Raw genomic sequence first — 23,468 nt, forward strand, 5'->3', positions numbered from 1 at the left:
CCTCTGCTCGGCGGCCCCCAACGCCGCCATTCCCCCACACCCTCCTCGGGAGAGCAGATGCGCCGTTCTGCCCGTGTCATCCGTCCTGCCCTCGCGGCCCTCCGCGGCAACCGGCTGCTCGCCGCGGCCGCACTCGCCGGCGTCCTGTCGGTGGGTCAGCTGGCCCTGCCGGCCTCCTCCACGGTGCTGGCCGCGCCGAGCGCCTCGGCCTGCACCGGGGGCGAGGACGCCGCCGCCCGCCGTGCCGCCGGCTCCACCGCGCACGAGCCGAACGCCGTCACCGACGTGCAGGCCCAGGCGATGGACGCCGAGCTGAAGGCCCGGGTCGCCAAGCTGGCCAAGACCTCCCAGGGCTCCCAGCTGCTCGCCGACTCGGCCCTGGCGGCGACGAGCATCCCGGTCTACGTCCACGTCATCCACTCCGGCACGACGGGCAAGCTGTCGGCCGGGACGATCGCGAGCCAGCTCTCGGTGCTGAACGCCGCGTACGGTGGCCAGGGCACCGGCAACACCGCGACGCCCTTCACCTTCACCCTGGCCGGCACCGACTACACGGACAACGCCTCCTGGTACAACGGCATCACCCCCGGCTCCAGCGCCGAGAAGCAGATGAAGTCCACCCTGCGCAAGGGCGGTGCCAACGCGCTCAACCTCTACACCGCAAGCCTCGGCCAGAGCCTGCTCGGCTGGGCGACCTTCCCGAGCTCGTACTCCTCCAACCCGACCGACGACGGCGTGGTGATGCTCGACGCCTCCGTGCCCGGCGGCTCGGCCACCAACTACAACGAGGGCGACACCGCCACCCACGAGGTCGGCCACTGGCTCGGGCTTTACCACACCTTCCAGGGCGGCTGCAACGGCAACGGCGACTACGTGGCCGACACCCCGGCCGAGAAGAGCGCCGCGTACGCCTGCCCGACCGGCCGCGACACCTGCACCACCAAGACCGGCGTCGACCCGATCCACAACTTCATGGACTACACGTACGACTCCTGCATGTACCAGTTCACCCCGGGCCAGGTGACCCGGATGACCAACTCCTGGGCCGCCTACCGGGCCTGACCCGGCGCAGCCCCACCGCGCCGCCCGTCCCCGGGTCCGTCCCGGGCGGGCGGCGCCCGTGCGCCCCGGCGGTTCGACCCGGTACGGTCGGCGCATGACCACTGCTCTCATCACCGGCGCCACCGCGGGGATCGGTGCCGCCTTCGCCCGACGCCTCGCCAGGGACGGCCGTGACCTCGTCCTGGTCGCCCGTGACACCGAGCGGCTGGAGGCGGCCGCCGCGGACCTCGGCAAGCGCTTCGGCGTCCGGGTCGAGACGCTCACCGCCGACCTCGCCACCGACGCGGGCATCACCGCGGTCGAGGAACGGCTGCGGGACGCCGAGCACCCGGTCGACATCCTGGTCAACAACGCCGGCTTCGGGAACAAGGGCGCCTTCCTCCAGGTCCCGCTCGGGGCCGAGCTGGACATGCTCAAGGTGCACGTCGAGGCCGTCCTGCGGATCACGAGCGCGGCCGTGCCCGGGATGCGCGAGCGGGGCCGCGGCGCGGTGGTCAACGTCGCCTCGGTCGCCGCCTTCTTCCCGCGCGGCACCTACGGGGCCAGCAAGGCGTGGGTGGTCAGCTTCACCCAGGGCGTCGCCCGCGACATCGCCGGCAGCGGGGTCCGGCTGCAGGCGCTCTGCCCCGGCTTCACCCGGACCGAGTTCCACCAGCGGGCCGGCATGGGCACCTCGAACATCCCCTCCTGGGGCTGGCTGGACGCCGACCGCGTGGTCGACGACTCGCTGCGCGACCTGGTGCTGGGCAAGACCGTCTCGGTGCCCGGCAAGCGCTACAAGCTGGCGGTGGCGCTGGCCCGGCTGGTGCCGAGCGGCCGGGCGGGTGCGATCTCCTCCAGGGCCGGGCGCAGCTACGGGCCGAACTGAGCGCCGGACCGGGGTGGCGCGGCCGGACCGCCAGGAATAGGGCCATGCTCATTATTAGTTAGGCTAATGATGATGCAGCCCTTGCCCGGCGGTCCCGCCCGCCCCCGCCCCGGAGGTCGCCCTTGAAACTCGACCGGATCGACTGGACCCCGCCCGAACGGGACCGGGCGGAGCAGCCCCCGCCCGCCCAGCTCCGCCGCATCCTCGCGCTGTTCCGGCCCTACCGCGGGCGGCTCGCCGTGGTCGGCCTGCTGGTCGCGGCCTCCGCGGTCGTCTCGGTGGTCACCCCGTTCCTGCTGCGGGCCACCCTGGACACCGCGATCCCGCAGGGCCGCACCGGGCTGCTCACCCTGCTCTGCCTCGGCATGATCGCCGCCGCGGTCGTCAACAGCATCTTCAACGTGCTGCAGACCCTGATATCCACCGTGGTCGGCCAGCGCGTCATGCACGACCTGCGCACCGCCGTCTACGCCCACCTGCAGCGGATGTCACTGGCCTTCTTCACCCGCACCCGCACCGGCGAGGTGCAGTCCCGGATCGCCAACGACATCGGCGGCATGCAGTCCACCGTCACCATGACCGCCACCTCGCTGGTCTCCAACCTCACCGGCGTCGTCGCCACGGTCGTCGCCATGGTCGCCCTCGACTGGCGGCTGACCGTCGTCTCGCTGCTGCTCCTCCCGGTCTTCGTCTGGATCAGCCGCCGGGTCGGCAACGAGCGGAAGAAGATCACCACCGAGCGGCAGCACAAGCTCGCCGCGATGAGCTCCGCCGTCCAGGAGTCGCTCTCGGTCAGCGGCATCCTGCTCGGCCGCACCATGGGCCGCGCCGACTCGCTCTCCCGGGACTTCACCCGCCAGTCGGACGAGCTCGCCGACCTGGAGGTCCGGGTCAACATGGCCGGGCGCTGGCGGATGTCCACCATCCAGGTCGTGATGGCCGCGATGCCCGCACTGATCTACTGGGCCGCCGGACTGACCTCCGCCGGCGGCGCCCCGATCGTCTCGGTCGGCACCCTCGTCGCCTTCGTCTCGCTGCAGCAGGGCCTCTTCCGGCCGACCGTCAGCCTGCTCTCCACCGGGGTGCAGGTGCAGGTCTCGCTGGCGCTCTTCCAGCGGATCTTCGAATATCTCGACCTGCCGGTGGAGATCGCCGAGCCGGACCGCCCGGTCCGCCTGGACCGCGTCCGCGGCGACGTCACCTTCGAGGGCGTCGAGTTCCGCTACCAGGGCGACCAGGACCGCCCCACCCTCGCCGGCGTCGACCTCAAGGTCCCGGCCGGCAGCTCGCTCGCCGTGGTCGGCGAGACCGGCTCCGGCAAGACCACCCTCAGCTACCTCGTCCCGCGGCTGTACGACGTCACCGGCGGGCGGGTCTGCATCGACGGCACCGACGTCCGCGAACTCTCCTTCGACACCCTGGCCCGCGCGGTCGGCGTGGTCTCCCAGGAGACCTACCTCTTCCACGCCTCGGTCGCCGACAACCTGCGCTTCGCCAAACCCGACGCCACCGACGAGGAACTCGTCGCGGCCGCCGAGGCCGCCCAGATCCACTCCATGATCGCCGCCCTGCCGGACGGCTACGACACCCTGGTCGGCGAACGCGGCTACCGCTTCTCCGGCGGCGAGAAGCAGCGCCTCGCGATCGCCCGCACCATCCTGCGCAACCCGCCCGTGCTGATCCTGGACGAGGCCACCAGCGCCCTCGACAACCGCACCGAGGCCGCCGTCCAACAGGCCATCGACGCGCTCGCCGTCGGCCGCACCACCATCACCATCGCCCACCGGCTCTCCACCGTCCGGCACGCCGACCAGATCGCCGTGCTCGACGCCGGCGAGGTGCTGGAGCTCGGCAGCCACGAGGAACTCCTCGACCGCGGCGGCCACTACGCCGCCCTGCTCCGCCGCGAGGAGGCCGCCTAGGGAGTGTCCTCACGGGGGCACCACGCGGGTGCCCCCACGCGCCCCTGGCGGTGCATCCGCACCCCCTGGTGGTGCGCCCCCTCCCGCGAGCCGGGCCCGGTGTCAGTCGGTGGATTCGCGGGCCGCGGCGGCGGCCGCCAGCGCGGCCGTCAGGTAGCGGCGGACGGTCGCGAGTTCCGAGGCGTCGAAGTCGTCCGCCGCGCCCACCAGGGCCCCGATCATCGGGCCGAAGAACGACCAGCCGAGCCCGACCGCCTTCTCGTCCACGGTGAGCAGCACCCGGCGGCGGTCCCGGTCGTCCCGGGTGCGCGCCACCAGGCCGAGCCGTTCCAGCCGGTCGACCAGGCCGGTGGTGCCGGCCGAGTTGAGCCGCAGCGCCGCGCCGAGCCGGCCGGGGGTGACGGTCTCGCCGGCCCGGGCCGCGTCCAGCAGGTGGATGAGCGCCCGCAGGTCCGTCGGGTGCAGGCCGTGCCGGGCCGCGAACTCCGCGCCGAGCAGGTCGAACTCCACCGTCACCGCACGCAGCAGGTGCACCAGGTCCATCGCCGGCCCCTCCGGCCGTTCCTCCGTCACCGCACCCGACCGTCCTTCCTTCGTCGACCCCTCCGGGATTATTCTCTCGTTCAGCGAGAGAATTGGTCAACGAGACACCGTCACCGAGACGACCGGGGGTCAACCGTGTCCACCACCGCGTCCCGCACGCACCAGGACTTCGACGCCGCCTACGACGCCCTGCTGGCCCGCTGGCCGGCCGGCACCGCCGAACTCGACGTCCCCACCCCGTACGGCACCACCCGGGTGCACGCCCACGGCCCGGCCGGTGCGCCGCCGCTCGTCCTGCTGCCCGGCGGCGGCGCCACCGGCGCGGTCTGGGCCGGCACCGCCGCCGCCCTCGGCGGGCAGCACCGGGTGCTCGCGGTCGACCTGCCCGGCGACGCCGGACGCAGCGCCCGCGGCGGCCGGCCGCTGCGCACCGGTGACGACCTCGCCGCCTGGCTGGACGCGCTGCTGGACGGGCTCGGCGCCGGGCGCGCCGACCTCTGCGGCCACTCCTACGGCGCCCTGCTGGCGTTCGGGTACGCGGAGCGCAGGCCGCAACGGGTCGACCGGCTCGCCCTGCTCGACCCCACCCAGTGCTTCGCCGGCTTCCGGCCCGGCTACGTGCTGCGCGCGCTGCCGCTGCTGCTCCGCCCCACCCGGGCGAACGCCCTCGCCCTGCTGGCCCGGGAGACCGAGGGCACCGCCGACCCGGACTGCGCCGAGGTGTACGGGCAGGGCGTCGGCCTGCCCGACCTGGCCCGGCCGCTGCGGCTGCGCCGACCGGACGCCGCCGCGCTGCGCGGCCCCGTGCTGGTGCTGGTGGCCGGCCGCAGCGGGGCGCACGACGCACGGAAGGTCGCCGCGGCGGCCCGCAGGGCGCTGCCGGACGGCGAGGTGGCGGTGCTGGAGGGGGTGACCCACCACGGGCTGCCCGTGGTGGGCGGGGACGCGCTGAACGCCCGGCTGGCGGCCTTCCTCGGCCGCGGACGGGATCAGGCGGCCTTCGGCGCCTCGTTGTAGGCCTCGGCCAGCTCCTGGCCGGACAGCTCGTGGATCGCCGCCATCACCTCGTCGGTGACCTGGCGGCGGGCCCGGGCCGAACGGGCCTGGCCGTGCAGCTCCGGGAAGTGCAGGGGCTTGCCGAAGCGGACCGTCACCCGGCGGATCCGCGGGATCCGGCGGCCGACCGGCAGGATCTCCTGCGGGCCCTCCAGGGCGACCGGGACGACCGGCACGCCGGCGGTCAGCGCCAGCCAGGCCACGCCCGTCTTGCCCTTGTAGAGCCGGCCGTCCAGCGAACGGGTGCCCTCCGGGTAGATGCCGAAGGCCTTGCCGTCGTTGAGGATCTCCAGCGCCTGCTCCAGCGAGGCGGCGGCCGCGCGGATCTCACCGCGTTCGACCGGCACGGCGTTGATCACCGAGGTGAAGAACGCGCGGGAGACCGCACCCTTGAGCCCGGTGCCGGTGAAGTACTCGGCCTTGGCCAGGAAGTACACCTGGCGCGGGGCCGTCAGCGGGATCACCACGCTGTCGATGAAGGACAGGTGGTTGCTGGCCAGGATCACCCCACCCTTGCGAGGCACGTGCTCCAGGCCCTCGACGACCGGCCGGTAGACGGTCTTCGCCAGCGGCTTGAGCACGAGCTTCGTGATGAGGTTGAGCATGGGCCCTCCCTGGCCGGCCGACGGTGTCCCGACCGGTCGGCGCGGGATCAGTCCGCACATTACGACATGCACCCCGGCGTCCGTCCACTCCCTCCCGGGGCGGGTCGACCGAGATCCTCGTCACGCTGCGCACCCGCGCGGTCGCGCAGCCGGAGGCGGTAGGCTGACGGGCCGTCACCCGGTGCGCCGGGGCGGTGTCAGGCCGTGAGCACCCGGCGGTCCGGGGCGGCGGCCTGCGCGCCGGTCGGGAAGACCTCCCGGACGACGCGCTCGGCGGCGTGCCCGTCGTCCCACGGGCAGAACCGCTCGCGGAAGCGCGCCCGCAGCTGCGGGGCCGGGTCGCCGGCCAGCAGGGCGTCGGCCGCCTGCCCGGTGGTGGTGGCGACCGCGCCGGGCGGCTCGGCGAGCAGGTCGAAGTAGACGCCGCGGACGGCCCGGTACTCGTCCCAGTCCGGGGCGAAGAGCGTGATCGGCCGGTCCAGCACGGCGTAGTCGAACATCATCGAGGAGTAGTCCGTGACCAGCGCGTCCGAGGCGAGGTACAGGTCCTCGACCACCGGATGGTCGGAGACGTCCACGATGCGGGCGGCGTCGGGTCCGGCGGTGAGGTCGCCCGCACCGCCGGTGTGGAAGTAGTGGGTGCGCACCAGCAGGGTGTGGCCGGGGCCGAGCCGGCGGGCCAGCTCGGGCAGGTCGAGCAGCGGCAGGTAGCCGCCGCGGGCCTCCCGGTGGGTCGGCGCGTAGAGCACGGTGCGCTGCCCGGTGCGGATGCCGAGCGCCTCGCGGACGGCGGCGCACTCCTCGGCGGTGGCGAGCGCCAGCCGGTCGTTGCGCGGGTAGCCGGTCTCCAGGATCCGGTACCGGCCGGGGAAGGCGCGGGCGAAGTGCTCGCTGGTGTGCGGATTGGGGGAGACCAGGTAGTCCCAGCGGTCGACGGCCTCCTGGAGACGGCCGAAGTCCATGCCGTCCGCAGCGATCGGATGGTCCTTCAGGTCCATCCCCATGCTCTTGAGCGGGGTGCCGTGCTGGGTCTGCAGGTGCACGGAGCCCGGCCGCTTGCCCATGGTGTGCGGGAAGTTGACGTTGTTGACGAAGTACTTGGCGGTGGCCATCGCCCGCAGGTAGCCGGGGGAGTTGAGCAGCACGTACGGCACCCCGGGCGGCAGCGCGGCGGCCTGGGCGGGGGTCTCCACCACCCACACGCCGCGGATCTGCGGGGCCAGTTCGCGGGCGCGCTCGTAGATGGCGGCCGGGTTGCAGGCGTAGCCGCGGTGCCAGTAGGCGGCGTACACCGCGAGGTGCTCGTCCATCGGCAGCCGGCGGAAGGCGTTGTAGACGGCGAACCGGGCGCCGCCGCGCACCACCCGGCGGACGGCCGGGGCGACGGCCAGGGTGCCGCGGCGGGCGGCCCGCGGCAGGGCGCGCGTGCGGCGCAGTTCGTCGTAGGAGCGGCGGGCGCCGCGGGCGGCGAGCCGGTAGGACAGTCCGCGCGGCCCGCGCGGGAAGAGGTGGCCGGGCGGGCGGTGCCGGGCGATGTGCTCGGTGATCCGGCGGAAGAAGTCCGGGCGGGACGCCGGCGGCACCAGGCCCGGCGTGTCGTAGACGGTGAGGGCCTGCCGGACGGTCCGCTCGAAGACGGTCGCCCGCAGCGGGTGGGGGCGCCGGTCCAGGAAGGCGAAGATCTCCTCGTACTGGGCGAAGGCGTCGGCGTGCTTGGGGGAGGGGGTGCTGGTGATCGCCCCCGGGCGGCCGCGGCGGTACGCGTAGCAGGGGCGGTCCAGGAACCGCAGCCGGCCCGCGGCGAGCAGCGCCGGGTAGGTGACGGAGATGTCCTCGTAGTAGCCGCGGCCGAAGGAGACGCCGAGGCCCAGCAGGTAGTCGCGGCGCAGCACCTTGTTCCACACCGCCATCACGGCGCGCAGCAGGTCGGGGTGGTCGGCCGCGGTGCAGCCGGCGGCCAGCTCGGGCCCGGTCAGGTGGTGGTGCCAGGGGTTGGGTGCGGTCCCGCCGTCGTTGTAGACGTGCACGAAGTCGGTGAGCAGCACGTCGGCCGGGGGTAGCCCGGACGCGGCCCGCTCCTCCTCGGCGCGCAGCTCGGCGAGGACGGCGTCGAGGGCGCCGTCCAGCAGCCGGTCGTCGCTGTCGACGAACCAGACCCAGCGGCCGCCGGCCTCGGCCAGCCCGGCCTCGCGGGCGCCGCCGAGGCCGCGGTTCTCGGTGAGGTGGCGGACCCGCAGCCGGGGGTCGTCGGCCGCGTACCGGTCGAGGATCGCCCCGCAGCCGTCGGGGGAGAGGTCGTCCACCGCGATGATCTCGACCTCACCGGTGGCGGCGGTCTCCGTGCGCAGGGAGTCCAGGCAGTCGGGGAGGAAGCGCTCCACTCCGTGGACCGGCAGGACGATGCTGAGGAGGGGGATCACGCTCGTGTTCACTCCGCGCAGGACAGGTGGGTCGGCGGCTGCTCGCCCGGTACAGCCCACTGTAGCGAGCGCAAGTGGACGGCCGGTTGACAGAAAGTGATCGGCGTGGTGTCGGGATGTGTCCCGGTCCGACTGCTTCGGACTGTGAAGGCGCGGCGGGGGTCGAGAGGGCGCCGACGGGCGCGGACGTCACGGCCCGCCGTCCGGGGACTGGGCAGCGGCCCCGGACGGCGGCCGGAAAACGCGACCGCCGGTGCCGCGCCGTGCGAGCGGCGGCACCGGCAGTCCGGTTTGGCGGTCCGGCCGACCCTCAACGACCGACCGCCGGTCCGTCACCGCACCTGAGTCGGGCCGCCGCAGCGTCGAGACGGCCGGACAGTGACTCAGCAGGTGTCGGAAGTTTTCTTCATCTGTCGAACTCATTCGACAGGAGTCTCGAGGGGTGGCTCGGGAACTCCGTGTCTGAGGAAATATTGCTTGTAGGTTTCCGTCGCGTCAATCCCTCGGACGCGTTCAAGTTGTGAAGGCACTCCGGATGATCCCCCGTAGGCGGGCCGGGCCGCGGCGCAGGCCCGCACTCTCACCCGCACCGGTGACCCGGCCGGCCGCCGCGTCACCCGCGCGGGCTGCCCGCCGGCCGCACCCCCGGAGCTCCTCCCGCCCCCTGCGCGCCGGGCCCGTGCCGCCGTACGCGGCTGCGGCACCCGGCGTGCTGCCGTCGACAGGTTTGAAGCGCGTCCGATATGCCCGACCTGCGGTGCTGTGTCGCCGGTGATCGATGCCCAGTCGTGACCGAGACCACGGCCATCTGGTGAAGTGTCAGATCCGTTCGCACGATACGGTGGCAGAACACCAGGACGCTTGCGCGCGGAGAGCCACTCACGGATAGTCTTCGCCTCACGGCCCTGGCGCCTCGTAGGGGTGGGAAACGATGGAACAGATGCAAGTGCGACCCCGGCCGCGAGTGCCGGCGATCCAGTGCGGTGTCGGCACGACCGGCCGCCGGATCGACCGCCACCTGGCCGTACTCGGCGCGCCCGCGCTCTCGGCGGTCGACACGGCCGAGGCCCTCGGCCTGATAAGGGAGCTCACGCCGCGCGGCACCGGTGCGACCGGCACGCAGGCCGCGCCCCGGCGCACCGCCCGGGTGTCGCTGCTCACTCCGCTGCGCCGCCTGCGCCGCAGCCTGTTCGGCAGCCGGCACTAGCAGCGCGGCGGCGGCCCGGCAGCGGGCGCCGCGCGCCGGCCGGGCCGTGCCCGGCCGACGACCCGACGGACAGTCACCGTCCGCCGGGTCTTCGTCATGCCTCCGTCCCACTCCCCGGGACATCCGCCGGTCCGCGGCGGCCATGCGTCAGGATGGCCCCATGGCGGACACCTTCCACACGCTGACCTTCGAGACCACCACCGGCGCCGGTGAGGTCGCCCTCGACATCACCGAGCGCTGCGCGGCCTTCCTCACCACCGCGGCCGCCGGCCGCGACGGGCTGCTCAACGTCTTCGTCCCGCACGCCACCGCGGGCATCGCCGTGATCGAGACGGGCGCCGGCAGCGACGACGACCTGCTCGCCGTGCTCCGCGACCTGCTGCCCGCGGACGGCCGCTGGCGGCACCGGCACGGCACCCCCGGCCACGGCCGCGACCACGTGCTGCCCGGGCTGGTCGCCCCGCACGCCACCCTGCCGGTGATCGGCGGCAAGCTCGCGCTCGGCATCTGGCAGTCCGTCGTCCTGGTCGACACCAACGTCGACAACCCGCGGCGGACGGTGCGGCTCAGCTTCCTCGGCTGACGGGCGTACCCGCCCGCCGTCCGGCGTTGCCGACGGTGCCGCCGCCCACCCGCCCGGGCCCCGGACGCCCACCATCACCGAGGAGGCCGACCATGACCGAGCCCGACACCTCCACCGCTGCCGCGACGGACGCCGTCTGCGAGCTCGCCCCCGCCGCCGGCCGGGCCGTGCAGGGCCTCACCCCGGCGGCCGGCACCGGCCCGCGCGCGGACTGCGTCCTGTGCGGCGAGCCGACCGAGTACCCGGCCGACCACGTCGGCTCGACGCTCTGCGCGGTCTGCACCTGGCAGCAGGCCCAGCGGATCGCCTGCGCGGGCTGACCACCCGTCACCACGGTCGGCGGGCCCGCCGCGCCCCGGCCGGAACACCGCTGACGGAGGTTCAGGCGTCCTCCCGGTCGGCGACGGCCAGGGTCGAGCCGTGCCGCTGCTTGCGGACGACCAACTGGGAGGGGATCCGGCTGCGCAGATCGGCGACGTGGCTGACGATGCCGACCGCGCGGTCCCGCTCGCGCAGGCCGTCGAGGACGTCCATGACCTCCTCCAGGGTCTGCTCGTCGAGGCTGCCGAAGCCCTCGTCGATGAAGAGGGTGTCCAACGGCATGCCGCCCGCCTCGTCCGTCACCACGTCGGCCAGGCCGAGGGCCAGGGCCAGCGAGGCGAAGAAGCTCTCGCCGCCGGAGAGCGTCGCGGTGTCGCGGTCCCGGCCCGTCCAGGCGTCCACCACCCGCAGCGACAGGCCGGAGCGCTTGGTGCCGGCGACCGGGCCGTCACTGTGCACCAGGGTGTAGCGGCCGCCCGACATCCGCACCAGCCGGTCGCTCGCCGCCGCGGCCACCTGCTCCAGCCGGGCCGCCAGCACGTACGACTCCAGCCGCATCCGCAGCGCGTTCTCCGCCGGGGCACCGGCCACCAGGGCGGCGAGCCGGCTGATCCGGCCGAACTCGGCGAGCTCGGGGGCCAGCGCCGCGGCCAGCCCCGCCAGCTCGGCGCCGATCCGGGCCAGCGCGGCACAGCGCCGCTCCGCGGCACCGGCCTCCGCCGCGGCCCGCTGCAACCGGTCGGCGGCCCGCGCCTGACCGGCCCCCGCCGCGACCGGATCCGCGGGCGGCAGCGCCGCGGCGGCCACCAGCTCGGGACGGACCAGCTCGGCCTCGACCGCGGCCACCGCCCGGTCGTGCGCCTCCAGCCGGGCCTCCAACGCGGACCTGCCGGCCGCGGGCAGGACCGCGGCGCGGGCCTCGTCCGGGGTGGCGAACCCGGCCTCGGCGGTGGCCCGCAGCAGCTCCCGCTCGGCCTCGGACAGCCGTCCGGACGCCTCCGCCGCCGCGTGCACGGCGTTCAGGGCCGCGGCCACCGCCCGGGCGTTCTCGTCCAGCTGCCGGGCGCGGGCGGCCACCGACGGGGCGTCGCCCCGGGCGCCGGTGATCAGCTCGGTGAGCCGCAGCCGCTCCGCGGCGAGGTCCTGCAGCCGGGCGTTGGCGGCGGCGGCGTCCGCACCGCCGGCCCGCAGCTGCTCCTCGCGGCGGCGCTGTTCGGTGGTGAGCTGCTCGATCCGCCGGACGGTCGTGCCGAGGGCGTCGGCCCGCCGGACGGCAGCCGACCGCTCCGCCTCCACGGCCGCCAACTGCTCGGCGAGCTCGGCGGAGGCCGTCTCGCCGGCGACGGCCAGGGCCGCGGACTCGTCGGCCCGCAGCCCGGCCACCGTGCGCCGGGCGTCCTCCAGCCGCTGTTCGGCGTCGGCCTGGGCGGCGGCGGCGCGCCGCTGGTCCCCGGCCGTGACCTGCCCCTCGCCGGGGCGGGCCGGGGCCGGGTGCTCGGCCGCGCCGCACACCCGGCAGGGGTCGCCGGCCCGCAGCGCACCGGCGAGTTCGGCGGCCATCCCGGCCAGTCGGCGCTCCTGCAGGTCGAGGGCGGTCGCCCGGGCGGTCAGGGCCAGGTCGTGGGCGCCCCGCTCGTGCTGCTCGGCGCGGGCGAGGTCGGCCCGCACGGTGTCCCGGCGGTCGGCGGCGGCGCGGCGGCCGGCGAGCTCGGCCCGCCGTTCGTCCAGCCGGAGCACCGTCCCGGCGGCGTCCTCCGCGGCGGCCCGCTCGGCCTGCAGCGCCTTCAGCCGGGCGTCGACCTCGGCCAGCCAGTCCCGGGCGTCCTCGACGAGCTGTTCGGCGGTGTCCCGGCGGTGCGTCAGGTCGGCGGCCTCGCGTCCGGCCTCGTCGTGGCGGCGCTCGGCGGCCCGGGCGGCGGTGAGCTCGCCGACCGCGGTGCGCAGCCGGCGCTCCTCGGCGGCCAGCGCGGCCGCGTCCGCCCCGGCGACCGGCCGTGCCCCGGCCGGCCCGGCCTGGTGCGGCAGCAGCGTCCCGAGCCCGCCGTCGGCGCCTGCGCCCCCGCCGGTGTCGGAGCCCGCGGCACCGGCCCGTACCGGCACCGCGGCGAAGCGCCGCCGCAGGGCGGCCCGGCACTGCTCCTCCGCCTCGGCGGCCGCGGCGTGCGCGTGCTCGGCGGCGGCCCGCAGCCGGAGCGCGGACTCCACCCCCAGGGCGGCCCGGGCCGCGGCGAGCCGGCGGCGCTCGGGACCGAGCGCCGCGCCCTCCTCGGCCAGCCGCCGGGCGGTGCCGACCGCCGCCGCGTGCCGGAGCTGCTGCTCGGCGAGGGTGTCCGCGGCCCGCCGCCGCCCGTCCGCGTCGGCCTGTGCCTGCCGGGCCGCGGCGAGGGCGGCGTCGGCCACGGCCCGCTGCTCGGCGGCCTGGCTGCGCAGGATCGCGGCCCAGCCGAGCACCCCGTCGACCAGGCCGGCGGCGCTCGCCGCGGAGCCGTCCTCGGCGGGCAGCCAGTCGTCCGCGGGTTCGCCGCCCGGGCCGGCGGCCTCGGCGGCCCGGGCGGCCAGGTCGCGCAGCCGCTGCCGGCCGTCGCGGACGGCCGCCTCCTGGCGGAGCCGGCGCTCGGCGAGCCAGCGCTCGACCTGGCCGAACCGCTGGGTGTCGAAGAGCCGGCCGAGCAGTTCGGCGCGCTGCTTGGTGTCGGCCCGCAGGAAACGCGCGAAGTCGCCCTGCGGCAGCAGGACGACCTGGCAGAACTGCTCGCGGCTCATGCCGACCAGGCGGCGGATCTCCTCGCCGGCCTCCTGGTGGGAGCGGCTGACGGCCCGCCAGCCGGGGGTGCCGCCGCCGGCGTCCGCGGCCCACTCGCGCAGCAGGGTCTGCGGCTTCTCGGTGGTGGTGCCGGTGCCGCGCAGCTTGGGCCGCTGCTGCTCGGGGCTGCGGGTGATCTCCAGCCGCCGGCTGCCCAGTGTGAGGTCGAGCCGGACCTCGGTGAGCAGGCCGGGCGCGGCGTGGTCGCTGCGCAGCGGGTTGCCCCGGCGGGCGCCGGGCACCTCGCCGTAGAGGGCGTAGCAGACCGCGTCGAGCACGCTGGACTTGCCGGCGCCGGTCGCGCCGCGCAGCAGGAAGAGCCCCGTCGAGGCGAGGCGGTCGAAGTCCACCTCCTCGGTGCCCGCGAACGGGCCGAAGGCGGTGAGGGTCAGCCGGTGCAGCCTCATCGGGCGGCCTCCCGGGCGAGCTCGGCCTCGCGGCGGACGGTCTCGAAGCCCTCGGTGAGCCAGTCACGCTCGTGCGCGCCGAGGTCGCTGCCGGGCCGGACGTGCCGGACGAAACCCTCGGCGATCTCCAGGTCGGAGCGCCCGGTGACCCGGGCCGCGTACGAGGGGTGCGGGTCGCCCTCGGCCGGCTCGGGCTCGAAGAGCAGCTGGAGGGTGTGCGGGAAGCGGCGGCGCAGCGACTCCATCGGCTCGGGGGGCCGGGCGGCGTCCGTGAGGGTGGCCTGCACCCAGCAGTCCTCGGCCCAGGCGTGCTCCTCGGCGGCGAGCAGGTCGGCGAGGCGGCCGCGCAGCCGGGCCAGCGCGCGCGGCTGCGGGCAGTCGATCCGGCGCTCCTCCGCGATCGAGCCGTCGGCGTCCAGCTCGATCAGCCACATGGTCTTGCGGTGGTCGGCCTCGGAGAACGAGTAGGCCAGCGGGGAGCCGCTGTAGCGCAGGTGCGGGGCGAGCCGCTGACTGCCGTGCAGGTGGCCGAGGGCGGCGTAGTGGACGCCGTCGAAGACCGCGGCGGGCACGCTCGCCACCCCGCCGACGGTGATGTCGCGCTCGCTGTCGCTGGGGGCGCCGCCGGTCACGAAGGCGTGCGCGAGGACGACCGCGCGGGTGCCGGCCGGACGCTCGGCGAGGTCGGCGCGGACGGCGTCCATCGCGGCGCCGAGCACCTGCTCGTGGCCGCCGCGATCCAGCCCGAAGCGCTCGCGGACCAGGGCCGGCTCCAGGTACGGCAGGCCGTAGACGGCCACCGGCCCGTGCGCGTCGGCGAGCAGCACGGGCTCGGCGCAGCCGTCCGGGTCGGTGCGCAGGTGGATGCCGGACCGGTCGATCAGCCGGGCGGCGACACCGAGCCGCCGGGCCGAGTCGTGGTTCCCGCTGATGAAGACCGTCGGCACGCCGAGCCCGGCGAGGCGGACGAGGACGTCGTCGAAGAGCGCGACCGCCTCCAGGCCGGGCAGCGCCCGGTCGTACACGTCGCCCGCGACCAGCACCGCGTCCACCCGCTCCGCCGCGGCCACCGCGACCAGGTGGTCGAGGAAGGCGCGCTGGGCGTCGTGCAGGCTCTCCCGGTGGAAGGAGCGGCCGAGGTGCCAGTCGGAGGTATGCAGCAGTCGCATGGGCATCGACCCTAACGTGCGGCACCGTCAGGTCGGGGCGGCGACCACCGGGCCGGCGCCGATCCGTGATCGCGGGCGGACGGTCGGTGACGGGCGGTAGGGTCGCGGCGCGGGCACGGCGGCGTTGCGGGTGTGCCCCGGGCGGCGGCCAGGACTGTTCATCGACCGGATGTTCGGGGAAGATCAACAGTCGGAGCGGGCGGCGGCCCGCCGCACCCGCTCCCCGGCCGCCGACCGGGCGCGCCGGCGGCCCGGGACCGGAGGGGACACGCGTGAACCGCATCGAGTACAGCGCGGAGATCGCCGACCTGCTCGGGAGGGTCCGGCGCCGGCCGATCGCGGGCTGGCCCTGGCGGCCCGGCGAGGCCGTGCCGGCCGGGCTGCCGGTCAAGCAGTCCTGGGGCTGGCTGTTCGCCCCGGACGGGCGGGTGCTCACCCTGGTCAACCCGAGGGACGGCATCGTCAGCCTGCCCGGCGGCTCGCTGGAACAGGAGGACGGGGGGGACCCGGCCGCGGCCCTCGCCCGGGAGGCGGGGGAGGAGGCGCAGGCGGTGATCGGCCGCCCCCGGTACCTCGGCTACCTCTACGACCGGGTGGGCTCGGCGAACGGCGGGCACGAGTGCGCCCGCGTCCGGATGGCGGCGGCGCTGCGCCGGGTGGGCCCCTCGCAGCCGGACCCGGCCTCGGGCCGGCACTACCGGCGGCTGCTGGTCGCCCCCGGCCTCGCGGTCGAACTGCTGGGCTGGGGCCCGCAGGGCGTCCGCCAGGCCCGGGCGGCGGTGACCGCGGCGGTGGTGCACCTCGGGGTGCCGGCCTCGGCGAACGAGACGATCGAGGAGCTCCCGCCGGCCGGCTGCGTCCTCTTCGGGTGACTCCCAGGATTCTTTGACGAACCGTCAATCCTGCTTTCAGAAAAGGTTTCCATCGGAATTCCGGATGGCACCGCGGTGACGTGACGGTGCCACACCCGATGCTCCGTCAACAACTTTGGCATGGGCACTATCCGGCGAGGCTACTGCCTGGTATCACAACAGTGTGATCCGGGTCACCCCCACTTCCGGATTGCATTCACCCCCCCACCCGGAGGTTCCCCCATGCCTCGCACCAGAGTCCTGCCCGTCGCGGCCACGGCGCTCGCGCTCTCCCTCGCCACCCTGATCACCGCCACCGACGCCTCGGCCGCCGGAGCGCGCTACGTCGCCCTCGGCGACTCGTACTCCGCGGGCGTCGGAGCGGGCAGCTACACCAGCGACAGCGCCAGTTGCAAGCGCAGCACCAATGCCTACCCGTACCTCTGGAAGAACGCCAACGCCCCCACCTCGTTCAGCTTCGTCGCCTGCTCCGGCGCGAAGACCGGCGACGTGCTGAACAACCAGGTCTCCGCACTCAGTTCGAGCACCACCCTGGTGAGCATCACCATCGGCGGCAACGACGCCGGCTTCGCCAGCACCATGCAGACCTGCGTGCTCAACTCCGAGAGCAGCTGCCTGAGCGCGGTGGCGACCGCGAAGTCCTACGCCACCAACACCCTGCCCGGCCAGCTCGACGCGGTGTACTCGGCGATCCGCAGCAAGGCCCCCAACGCGCACGTCGTGGTGCTCGGCTACCCGCACCTCTACAAGATCGGCGGCAGCTGCATCTTCGGGATCGGCGACACCAAGCGCACCGCGATCAACGGCGCCGCCGACACCCTCGACTCGGTCATCGCCAAGCGCGCGGCCAACGCCGGCTTCACCTTCAAGGACGTCCGCAGCATCTTCACCGAGCACGAGATCTGCGGCTCGTCCACCCAGTGGCTCAACAGCACCACGCTGCCCGTCGACGAGAGCTACCACCCCAACAAGGCCGGCCAGTCCGGCGGCTACCTGCCCTCGTTCAGCGCCGCGGCCTGACCCCCCACCGGCCCGCCGTGCCCGCGCCCCGCGCGGCGCGGCGGGCCGTCAGGGCGCGTACAGCTCCTCGATGTCCTCCGCGTAGTAGGCCTGGATCGCGCTGCGCCGCATCTTCAGCGAGGGCGTCAGCAGCCCGTCCTCGGCGCTGAACTCCTTGGGCAGCAGCCGGAAGGCGCGGATCGACTCGGCCCGCGAGACGGCGGTGTTGGCCGCCGCCACCGCCCGCTGGATCTCCCCGTGCAGATCGGTGTCGGCGAGCGCCCCCCACACGTCCAGCTGTTCGCGGCCGCGCAGCTTCAGCCAGTGCGCGAGCGCCTGCGGGTCCAGGGTGACCAGGGCCGCCACGTACGGGCGGTCGTCGCCGACCACCAGGCACTGGGCCACCAGCGGGTGCGAGCGCACCCGTTCCTCCAGGGCGCCCGGGGCGAGGTTCTTGCCGCTGCTGGTGACGATCAGTTCCTTCTTGCGGCCGGTGATGGTGAGGTAGCCGTCCTCGTCCAGCTCGCCGAGGTCGCCGGTGGCCAGCCAGCCCCGGACGAGCGCCGCCTCGGTGCACCGCGGGTGGTTGAGGTAGCCGGAGAAGACCGTGCCGCCGGTCACCCACACCTCGCCGTCGTCGGCGATCGCCACCGCCGCCCCGGGCACCGGCCGGCCCACCGTGCCGAACTTGGGCCGCCCCGGCGGGTTGGCCGTCACCGCGGCGGTGGTCTCGGTCAGGCCGTACCCCTCGTACACCGTCATGCCCGCCCCGGCGAAGAACAGGCCGAGCTCGCGGCCCAGCGTCGAGCCGCCGGACATGATGTTGCGCACCCGCCCGCCGAGCACCGCCCGCAGCCGCTGGTACACCAGCCGGTCGTAGGCGGCGTGCCGCACCCGCAGCGCCGTGTTCGGCCCCGGGCCGTGGCCGAGCGCCTTCCGCTCGCGGGCGGCCGCCCAGGTGACCGCCGTCTCCGCGGCCAGGTCGAACAGCTCGGCCTTGCCGGCCTCCTCCGCCCGCTCCCGGGCGCGCTGGTAGATCTTCTCGAAGACGTACGGCACCGCGTGCAGGAAGGTCGGCCGGAAGGACTCCAGCGCCGGCAGCAGGCTGTCCGTGGTGAGCTGCCCGTGGTGGCCGATCCGGATGCCGCCGCGGACGGCGGCGACCTGCACCATCCGGCCGTAGACGTGGGCCAGCGGCAGGAAGAGCAGGGTGGCCGGCGGCACGCCGCCGGTGTCCCGGAAGATCTCGTCCCAGCCCTCCAGCAGGGCGTCCGCCTCGGCGGTGAAGTTGCCGTGGGTGAGCAGGCAGCCCTTGGGGCGGCCGGTGGTGCCCGAGGTGTAGATGACGGTGGCGATGCTCTCGGCGGTGACCCCGAGCCGCTGGCGGTGCACCAGCGCGTCCGGCACGCCCCGGCCGTCCTCGATCAGCGCGCCGACGCAGTCCCGGTCCAGCTGCCAGATGCCGGTGAGCTCGGGCAGCGCGTCGCAGACCGCGCCGACCGTCATCGCGTGGTCCTCGTGCTCCACCACGCAGGCCACCGCCTGCGTCTCGGCGAGGATCCAGCGGACCTGTTCGGGCGCCGAGGTCGGGTACACCGGCACCGGGATCGCGCCGACCGCCCAGAGCGCGTAGTCGAAGAGCGTCCACTCGTAACAGGTGCCGGACATGACGGCGACCCGGTCGCCGTAGCGCACGCCCCGGGTGAGCAGCCCCTTGGCGAGGGCGAGCACCTCGTCCCGGAACTGGAGCGCCGTCACCGGCTGCCACACCCCGTCCACGAGCCGGGAGAGCTGGATCAGCCCCGGGCTCTGCTCGGCCGTGTCGAACACCGAGTCGGCGAGCCCGCCGGCGGCCGGCTCGGACAGGGCGGGGCTGCTGACCTCGCGCACACCGCCCCCGATCCCCGTCTTCCCCCGCGCGGTCGGCCTGCCCGGCCGGCGGACGGATCGGCAGCGAAGCTACCGGATCTCCGGCCGCGCTGCCCAGAGGCCCGGGGACGTCCCGGCGCGATCGGCACCGAGTGCACCCCCCGGTGACAGCGGAGAGCGGTCGCCCGGGGAGCAATCCAGGATCAATCGGACAGGCGCCGGAAGGGATGGCTGCGACCCTTCGAACGGGTGGTCAGCGCGGTGTAGAGTCACGCAGATCCGACGGCCCGGCCCTCCGCCGGGACACCCATGCCCGATCGGGGAGGCGCGACCGCCCGCCCGAACCGCACCCCTGTCCGCGCTTGGCTCCATCCCGACCGAGGACCCCATGCGTCTGCGCAGCAGCTCGATCCGCGCGAAGATCATCGCGCTGCTCATGGTGCCCATCGTGGCGCTCACCGGGCTGTGGGTCTACGCGACCCTGGTCACCACCGGGGACGTCCGCAGCCAGTTCGACGTCAGCTCATCTTTCCATGAACTGGTCAAGCCGGTCGACCAGTACACCCTGGATCTCCAGGAGGAGCGCCGCACCGCCGTCCTCCGCCTCGCCGACCCCGGCTCGCAGCCGAACAAGGACGCCTACGAGCACGCCCAGGCCGCCACCGACCACAGCCTGCGCGAACTGCGCTACCTCAACGACACCGAGGCGCTCGGCCGGCTCGACGCCCAGCAGCGGACGAAGTACCAGGACATCCTCACCGCCGCCGACCAGCTCTCCGCGATCCGCGGCCAGGCCCTGCGCGACGTCGTCAGCTGGGACCACGAGCTGCTCGCCTACAGCGACCTGGTGGAGACGGTCTTCCCGTTCCGCTCCTCCTTCGCCGGCCGGCAGAGCGGTCAGCTGCCCCGGCAGACCATGCTGCTCACCGAGCTCGTCCGCGCCCGCGAGTACCTCTCCTGCGAGGTCGCCGCGATGCAGGCGCTGCGGGTCACCGACAAGCCCGGCGACGAGATGATCCAGGTCGCGCTGGACAACATGCACTCCCAGCAGGCGCTGTTCAGCGTCTACGCCGGCGAGCTCGACCTCACCGACCAGCGCGACTACGCCGACCTGCGCAGCTCCGACAACTGGATGGCGCTCGCCGCCGCCGAGGCCAACTTCGACTCCTCGGTGCAGCGCGTCGCCGCCGTCCACGCCAACCCCAAGGACCCGTGGCGCGAGTCCGCGACCCCGGTGCTCGCCTCCTACGCCGACCTCAACACCCGGCTCGCCGACCGGATCGGGGAGCGCGCCGAGTCCTACGCGATCAACCAGATCGTCCGCGGTGCCGTCGCCGGTCTGATCGGCCTGCTCGCCGTCGTCCTCTCCGTCCTCATCTCCTACCGGATCGGCCGCGGCCACGTCCGCGAGCTGGTGGCGCTGCGCAACGCCGCCCAGGAGCTCTCCGGCACCCGGCTGCCGCAGATGATGGGACGGCTGCGCCGCGGCGAGAGCGTCGACGTCGCGGCCGAGACACCCGACCTCGAGTTCGGCGCCGCCGAGATCGGCCAGGTCGGCAGGGCCTTCCACGACGTCCAGGTGGTCGCCGTGGAGGCCCTCGTCGAACAGGCCGAACTGCGGCGCGGCGTCGCCGCCGTCTTCGTCAACCTCGCCCGCCGCAGCCAGGTGCTGCTGCACCGCCAGCTCACCCTGCTGGACGCGATGGAGCGCCGCACCGAGGACCCGACCGAGCTGGAGGACCTCTTCCGGCTCGACCACCTCACCACCCGCATGCGGCGCCACTCCGAGGGCCTGATCATCCTCTCCGGCGGCTCGCCCGGCCGCGCCTGGCGCAAGCCCGTCCGGATGGTCGACGTCGTGCGGGCCGCGGTCGGCGAGGTCGAGGACTACGCCCGGGTGATCGTCCGGCCCTTCCCCGGCACCGGCCTGCTCGGCAGCGCGGTCGCCGACGTCACCCACCTCGTCGCCGAACTCATCGAGAACGCCACGGTCTTCTCCCCGCCGCACGCCCAGGTCACGGTGCAGGGCGAGGTCGTCGCGCACGGCTTCTGCCTGGAGATCGACGACCGCGGCCTCGGCCTGAGCGAGCACGCGCTGGAGGAGATCAACCAGCGGCTCGCCGTGGAGCAGGAGTTCGACCTCGCCGACACCGACCGGCTCGGCCTGTTCGTGGTCAGCCGCCTGGCCCGTCGGCACGGCATCCGGGTGCACCTGCGGCCCTCGCCGTACGGCGGCTCCACCGCCGTGGTGCTCGTCCCGCGCGAGCTGCTGGCCGACGCCAACGAGGTGATGGCCGACCAGTTCTCCGGCCGTCCGGCCGCCGAGCCGGCCCGCCCGGCCGCCGTCCCCACCGGGGCCGCGGCGGACTCCGGCAGCGGCGGCCGCGCCAGCAGGGCGCGCAGCGCCCCGCGGATCAACGGCGGCCCGAAGCCCTCGAACGCCGAACCCGCCTCCACCCCCGGCGGACTGCCCCGCCGGCGCACCGGCGTCCCGGAGGCGGCCGGCACCGGCCGCCACCGCCGCCCGGAGGGCCCCGCCGAGGCCCCGGCCGCAGAGCCGGCCGCAGAGCCGGCCGACACCCCCGCCGCCGCGCCCGCCCCGGCGCCCGCAAAGACCCCCGCGCCGGTCGCCGGCGGGCTGCTGCCCAAGCGCGTCCGGCAGGCCAGCCTCGCCCCCCAGCTGCGGCAGGAGGGCGAACAGCAGGCCGCCGAACCCGTCCGCGAGCGCTCGCCGGAGGAGGCCAGGGCCGCCTTCGCCTCCTTCCAGCGCGGCTACGCCCGCGGCCGCGGCGACCGCCTGCAGCCCGCCTCGCTGACCGTGGTGCCGGACCTGCCCGACGCCCCCGAACCACCGCAATCCGGTCGACCGCGGGTCGGGGTCCCCGTACCGCCCCGGGTGGCGCTACCCTCTGCACCCGTCCCACCTGCTCTGCCGGCCGCGCGCCCGCGGCCCCAGCTGTACCCCGTACGCCAAGGAAACCCCGTACCACCCGCACCACCCGCCCCAGCGGAAGGAACCGAGAAATGACCGCAACGACACAGCCGTCCGGAGACCTGAACTGGCTCCTGGACGACCTGGTGGGCCGCGTCGCGACCCTGAGGCATGCGGTGATCCTGTCCAGCGACGGTCTGGCGACCGGCGTCTCCAGCGGCCTGGCCCGCGAGGACGCCGAGCACCTCGCGGCCGTCGCCTCCGGTTTCCACAGCCTGGCCAAGGGCGCCGGCCGGCACTTCCGGGTCGGCGGGGTCCGCCAGACCATGGTGGAGCTCGACGAGGCCTTCCTCTTCATCACCGCGGCCGGCGACGGCAGCTGCCTGGCCGTGCTCAGCGACGCCGAGTCCGACGTCGGCCAGATCGCCTACGAGATGGCGCTGCTGGTCAAGCGGGTGGGCGAGCACCTCGCCGCCGAGCCGCGCACCGAGTCCGCCGCGCAAGGGAGATGACCGACGGGATGGCCGCCGAGGACGACGCACCGCAGGACGGGCCGTACGAGGACCCGTACGACGACCCCTACGACACCGAGCCGGAGATCGACCTCTTCACGCCGCGCAGCGCCGCGGACGACCGCTGGTTCGACGACGACGCGGGGCCGGTGGTGCGGCTGTTCTCGGTGACCAGGGGACGGGCGGCCAGGCCGGTCGACGAGGGCCTGTTCGACCTCATCTCCCTGGTGCGCGCCACGGCCGCCGGGGGCGGGGCCGACCACGAGCCCGCCCTCGACGCCACCCACCACGCCCTGCTGGCGCTCTGCCGCGACGAGCCGCTGAGCGTCGCCGAGCTCGGCTCCTACTGCGACCTGCCGGTCAGCGTCGTCCGGGTGCTGCTCGGCGACCTCAACGACGCCGGGCTGATCACCGTCACCCGGCCCGTGCCGCTCGCCCAGCGACCCGACGAGCAACTCCTGCGAGACGTGATCAATGGCCTCCGTGCACTCTGACGCCCCCGCGGACACCCGGTCCGCCCTCTGGTCCTCCACGGCCCTGAAGATCCTGGTCGCCGGCGGCTTCGGCGCCGGCAAGACCACCCTGGTCGGGGCGGTCAGCGAGATCCGCCCGCTGCGCACCGAGGAGCTCCTCAGCGAGCGCGGCCGCCCGGTCGACGACACCTCCGGGGTCGAGGCCAAGCGCAGCACCACCGTCGCGATGGACTTCGGCCGGATCGACCTGCGGCCCGGCCTCGCGCTCTACCTCTTCGGCACCCCCGGCCAGGACCGGTTCTGGTTCGTCTGGGACGAGCTGGCGCAGGGCGCGCTCGGCGCGGTGGTGCTCGCCGACACCCGGCGGCTCGCCGACTCCTTCCCCTCGGTGGACTTCTTCGAGCAGCGCCGCATCCCGTTCGTGGTCGCCGTCAACTGCTTCGAGGGCACCGAGGTCTACGCGCCGGAGGACGTCCGCGCCGCGCTCGACCTGGACCCCGGCATCCCGGTGCTGCTGTGCGACGCGCGCAGCCGCGAGGACGGCAAGGAGCTGCTGATCCGGCTGGTCGAGCACGCCGCCGCGCAGGCCGGCCTCGACCCCACGGGCGCCGCCGAGGGGTGACGGACCGTTCGGTCGGACGGCCCGTCACCAGGGCTTCACCAGGCCCGTCCGGACCGGTGTCCGAATGGCGGGACGCGAGGGTCCCGGATGGCGGACGGCCGGGCCGTCGGGGTTGCCTGCGGCCGTCCGGGCGTGGAAGGCTCGTACCCGTTGCACGTTGCGCGCCCCGCGCCGTGCCCCTGGGGGAGGAGGCAGTCGACATGACCGCAGACGCGTTCCGCGG

At 74.9% G+C, this 23,468-nt stretch carries 19 protein-coding genes; 13 read left to right on the forward strand and 6 right to left on the reverse strand.

The annotated features are described in order from the left end of the window. Positions 1-57: 57 nt before the first annotated feature. The 3 genes from AB0442_RS04180 (at position 58) to AB0442_RS04190 (ending at position 3,852) form a co-directional block, all read left to right on the forward strand. The gene (locus tag AB0442_RS04180) at positions 58-1,062 is read left to right on the forward strand and encodes a zinc metalloprotease (protein ID WP_366160467.1); all 1,005 of its coding nucleotides are present in this window, start codon (positions 58-60) and stop codon (positions 1,060-1,062) included. A gap of 94 nt (positions 1,063-1,156) precedes the next feature. Continuing rightward, positions 1,157-1,930: an SDR family NAD(P)-dependent oxidoreductase gene (locus AB0442_RS04185; protein WP_366160468.1), complete on the forward strand. Its 774-nt coding sequence runs from the start codon at positions 1,157-1,159 to the stop codon at positions 1,928-1,930. A 122-nt stretch (positions 1,931-2,052) separates the two neighbouring features. Further along, positions 2,053-3,852, forward strand: coding sequence for an ABC transporter ATP-binding protein (locus AB0442_RS04190; protein ID WP_366160469.1), 1,800 nt, complete (start codon positions 2,053-2,055; stop codon positions 3,850-3,852). Between the two features lie 102 nt (positions 3,853-3,954). On the opposite strand, the gene AB0442_RS04195 is transcribed toward AB0442_RS04190, so the two are convergent. Further along, positions 3,955-4,395 carry a helix-turn-helix domain-containing protein gene (locus AB0442_RS04195; protein ID WP_366160535.1) on the reverse strand — a complete coding sequence of 147 codons (441 nt, stop codon included), beginning with the start codon at positions 4,393-4,395 and terminating at the stop codon, positions 3,955-3,957. Positions 4,396-4,530: 135 nt separating this feature from the next. Here AB0442_RS04195 and AB0442_RS04200 point away from each other — a divergent pair, with 135 nt between their 5' ends. Next, positions 4,531-5,412 carry an alpha/beta fold hydrolase gene (locus AB0442_RS04200; RefSeq protein ID WP_366160471.1) on the forward strand — a complete coding sequence of 294 codons (882 nt, stop codon included), beginning with the start codon at positions 4,531-4,533 and terminating at the stop codon, positions 5,410-5,412. Here the strand turns inward: AB0442_RS04200 and AB0442_RS04205 are convergent. Next, positions 5,385-6,056, reverse strand: a complete 672-nt coding sequence (locus AB0442_RS04205; protein ID WP_030265561.1) for a lysophospholipid acyltransferase family protein — start codon at positions 6,054-6,056, stop codon at positions 5,385-5,387. The genes AB0442_RS04200 and AB0442_RS04205 overlap by 28 nt on opposite strands. Before the next feature lie 197 nt (positions 6,057-6,253). Next, the gene (locus tag AB0442_RS04210) at positions 6,254-8,488 is read right to left on the reverse strand and encodes a bifunctional glycosyltransferase family 2 protein/CDP-glycerol:glycerophosphate glycerophosphotransferase (RefSeq protein WP_366160472.1); all 2,235 of its coding nucleotides are present in this window, start codon (positions 8,486-8,488) and stop codon (positions 6,254-6,256) included. A gap of 919 nt (positions 8,489-9,407) precedes the next feature. On the opposite strand from AB0442_RS04210, the gene AB0442_RS04215 reads away from it, so the two are divergent. From AB0442_RS04215 to AB0442_RS04225, 3 genes are all read left to right on the forward strand, one after another. Then, on the forward strand, positions 9,408-9,683 hold the full coding sequence (locus AB0442_RS04215) for a hypothetical protein (protein ID WP_363545726.1): 276 nt from the start codon (positions 9,408-9,410) through the stop codon (positions 9,681-9,683). 160 nt (positions 9,684-9,843) lie between these two features. Next, positions 9,844-10,266 carry a YjbQ family protein gene (locus tag AB0442_RS04220; protein ID WP_363545723.1) on the forward strand — a complete coding sequence of 141 codons (423 nt, stop codon included), beginning with the start codon at positions 9,844-9,846 and terminating at the stop codon, positions 10,264-10,266. A gap of 92 nt (positions 10,267-10,358) precedes the next feature. Beyond that, on the forward strand, positions 10,359-10,586 hold the full coding sequence (locus AB0442_RS04225; RefSeq protein ID WP_366160473.1) for a hypothetical protein: 228 nt from the start codon (positions 10,359-10,361) through the stop codon (positions 10,584-10,586). 61 nt (positions 10,587-10,647) lie between these two features. Here AB0442_RS04225 and AB0442_RS04230 read toward each other — a convergent pair whose 3' ends face one another. Next, entirely contained in the window at positions 10,648-13,797 is a 3,150-nt protein-coding gene (locus AB0442_RS04230; RefSeq protein ID WP_366160474.1) for an SMC family ATPase, read from the reverse strand. Continuing rightward, the gene (locus AB0442_RS04235; RefSeq protein WP_366160475.1) at positions 13,794-14,966 is read right to left on the reverse strand and encodes an exonuclease SbcCD subunit D; all 1,173 of its coding nucleotides are present in this window, start codon (positions 14,964-14,966) and stop codon (positions 13,794-13,796) included. Before AB0442_RS04235 ends, AB0442_RS04230 begins: the two co-directional genes overlap by 4 nt. A gap of 272 nt (positions 14,967-15,238) precedes the next feature. Here AB0442_RS04235 and AB0442_RS04240 point away from each other — a divergent pair, with 272 nt between their 5' ends. Then, the gene (locus AB0442_RS04240) at positions 15,239-15,838 is read left to right on the forward strand and encodes an NUDIX hydrolase (RefSeq protein WP_366160477.1); all 600 of its coding nucleotides are present in this window, start codon (positions 15,239-15,241) and stop codon (positions 15,836-15,838) included. Positions 15,839-16,060: 222 nt separating this feature from the next. Next, positions 16,061-16,858 carry an SGNH/GDSL hydrolase family protein gene (locus AB0442_RS04245; protein WP_366160479.1) on the forward strand — a complete coding sequence of 266 codons (798 nt, stop codon included), beginning with the start codon at positions 16,061-16,063 and terminating at the stop codon, positions 16,856-16,858. A gap of 48 nt (positions 16,859-16,906) precedes the next feature. On the opposite strand, the gene AB0442_RS04250 is transcribed toward AB0442_RS04245, so the two are convergent. Beyond that, positions 16,907-18,727, reverse strand: a complete 1,821-nt coding sequence (locus tag AB0442_RS04250; RefSeq protein ID WP_366160480.1) for a long-chain fatty acid--CoA ligase — start codon at positions 18,725-18,727, stop codon at positions 16,907-16,909. 367 nt (positions 18,728-19,094) lie between these two features. On the opposite strand from AB0442_RS04250, the gene AB0442_RS04255 reads away from it, so the two are divergent. From AB0442_RS04255 to AB0442_RS04270, 4 genes are read left to right on the forward strand one after another with little or no spacing between them, the layout of a single operon-like run. Then, the gene (locus tag AB0442_RS04255; RefSeq protein WP_366160481.1) at positions 19,095-21,734 is read left to right on the forward strand and encodes a nitrate- and nitrite sensing domain-containing protein; all 2,640 of its coding nucleotides are present in this window, start codon (positions 19,095-19,097) and stop codon (positions 21,732-21,734) included. Continuing rightward, positions 21,731-22,150, forward strand: a complete 420-nt coding sequence (locus AB0442_RS04260) for a roadblock/LC7 domain-containing protein (protein ID WP_344628256.1) — start codon at positions 21,731-21,733, stop codon at positions 22,148-22,150. Before AB0442_RS04255 ends, AB0442_RS04260 begins: the two co-directional genes overlap by 4 nt. After that, positions 22,147-22,644, forward strand: coding sequence for a DUF742 domain-containing protein (locus tag AB0442_RS04265; RefSeq protein WP_366160482.1), 498 nt, complete (start codon positions 22,147-22,149; stop codon positions 22,642-22,644). The genes AB0442_RS04260 and AB0442_RS04265 overlap by 4 nt, the downstream gene beginning before the upstream one ends. After that, complete coding sequence (locus AB0442_RS04270; RefSeq protein ID WP_363545700.1) at positions 22,625-23,245, forward strand: ATP/GTP-binding protein; 621 nt, start codon at positions 22,625-22,627, stop codon at positions 23,243-23,245. Before AB0442_RS04265 ends, AB0442_RS04270 begins: the two co-directional genes overlap by 20 nt. Positions 23,246-23,468: the final 223 nt, after the last annotated feature.

Source organism: Kitasatospora sp. NPDC085895 (assembly GCF_040702125.1).
In the GTDB taxonomy this organism is placed as follows: domain Bacteria; phylum Actinomycetota; class Actinomycetes; order Streptomycetales; family Streptomycetaceae; genus Kitasatospora; species Kitasatospora arboriphila.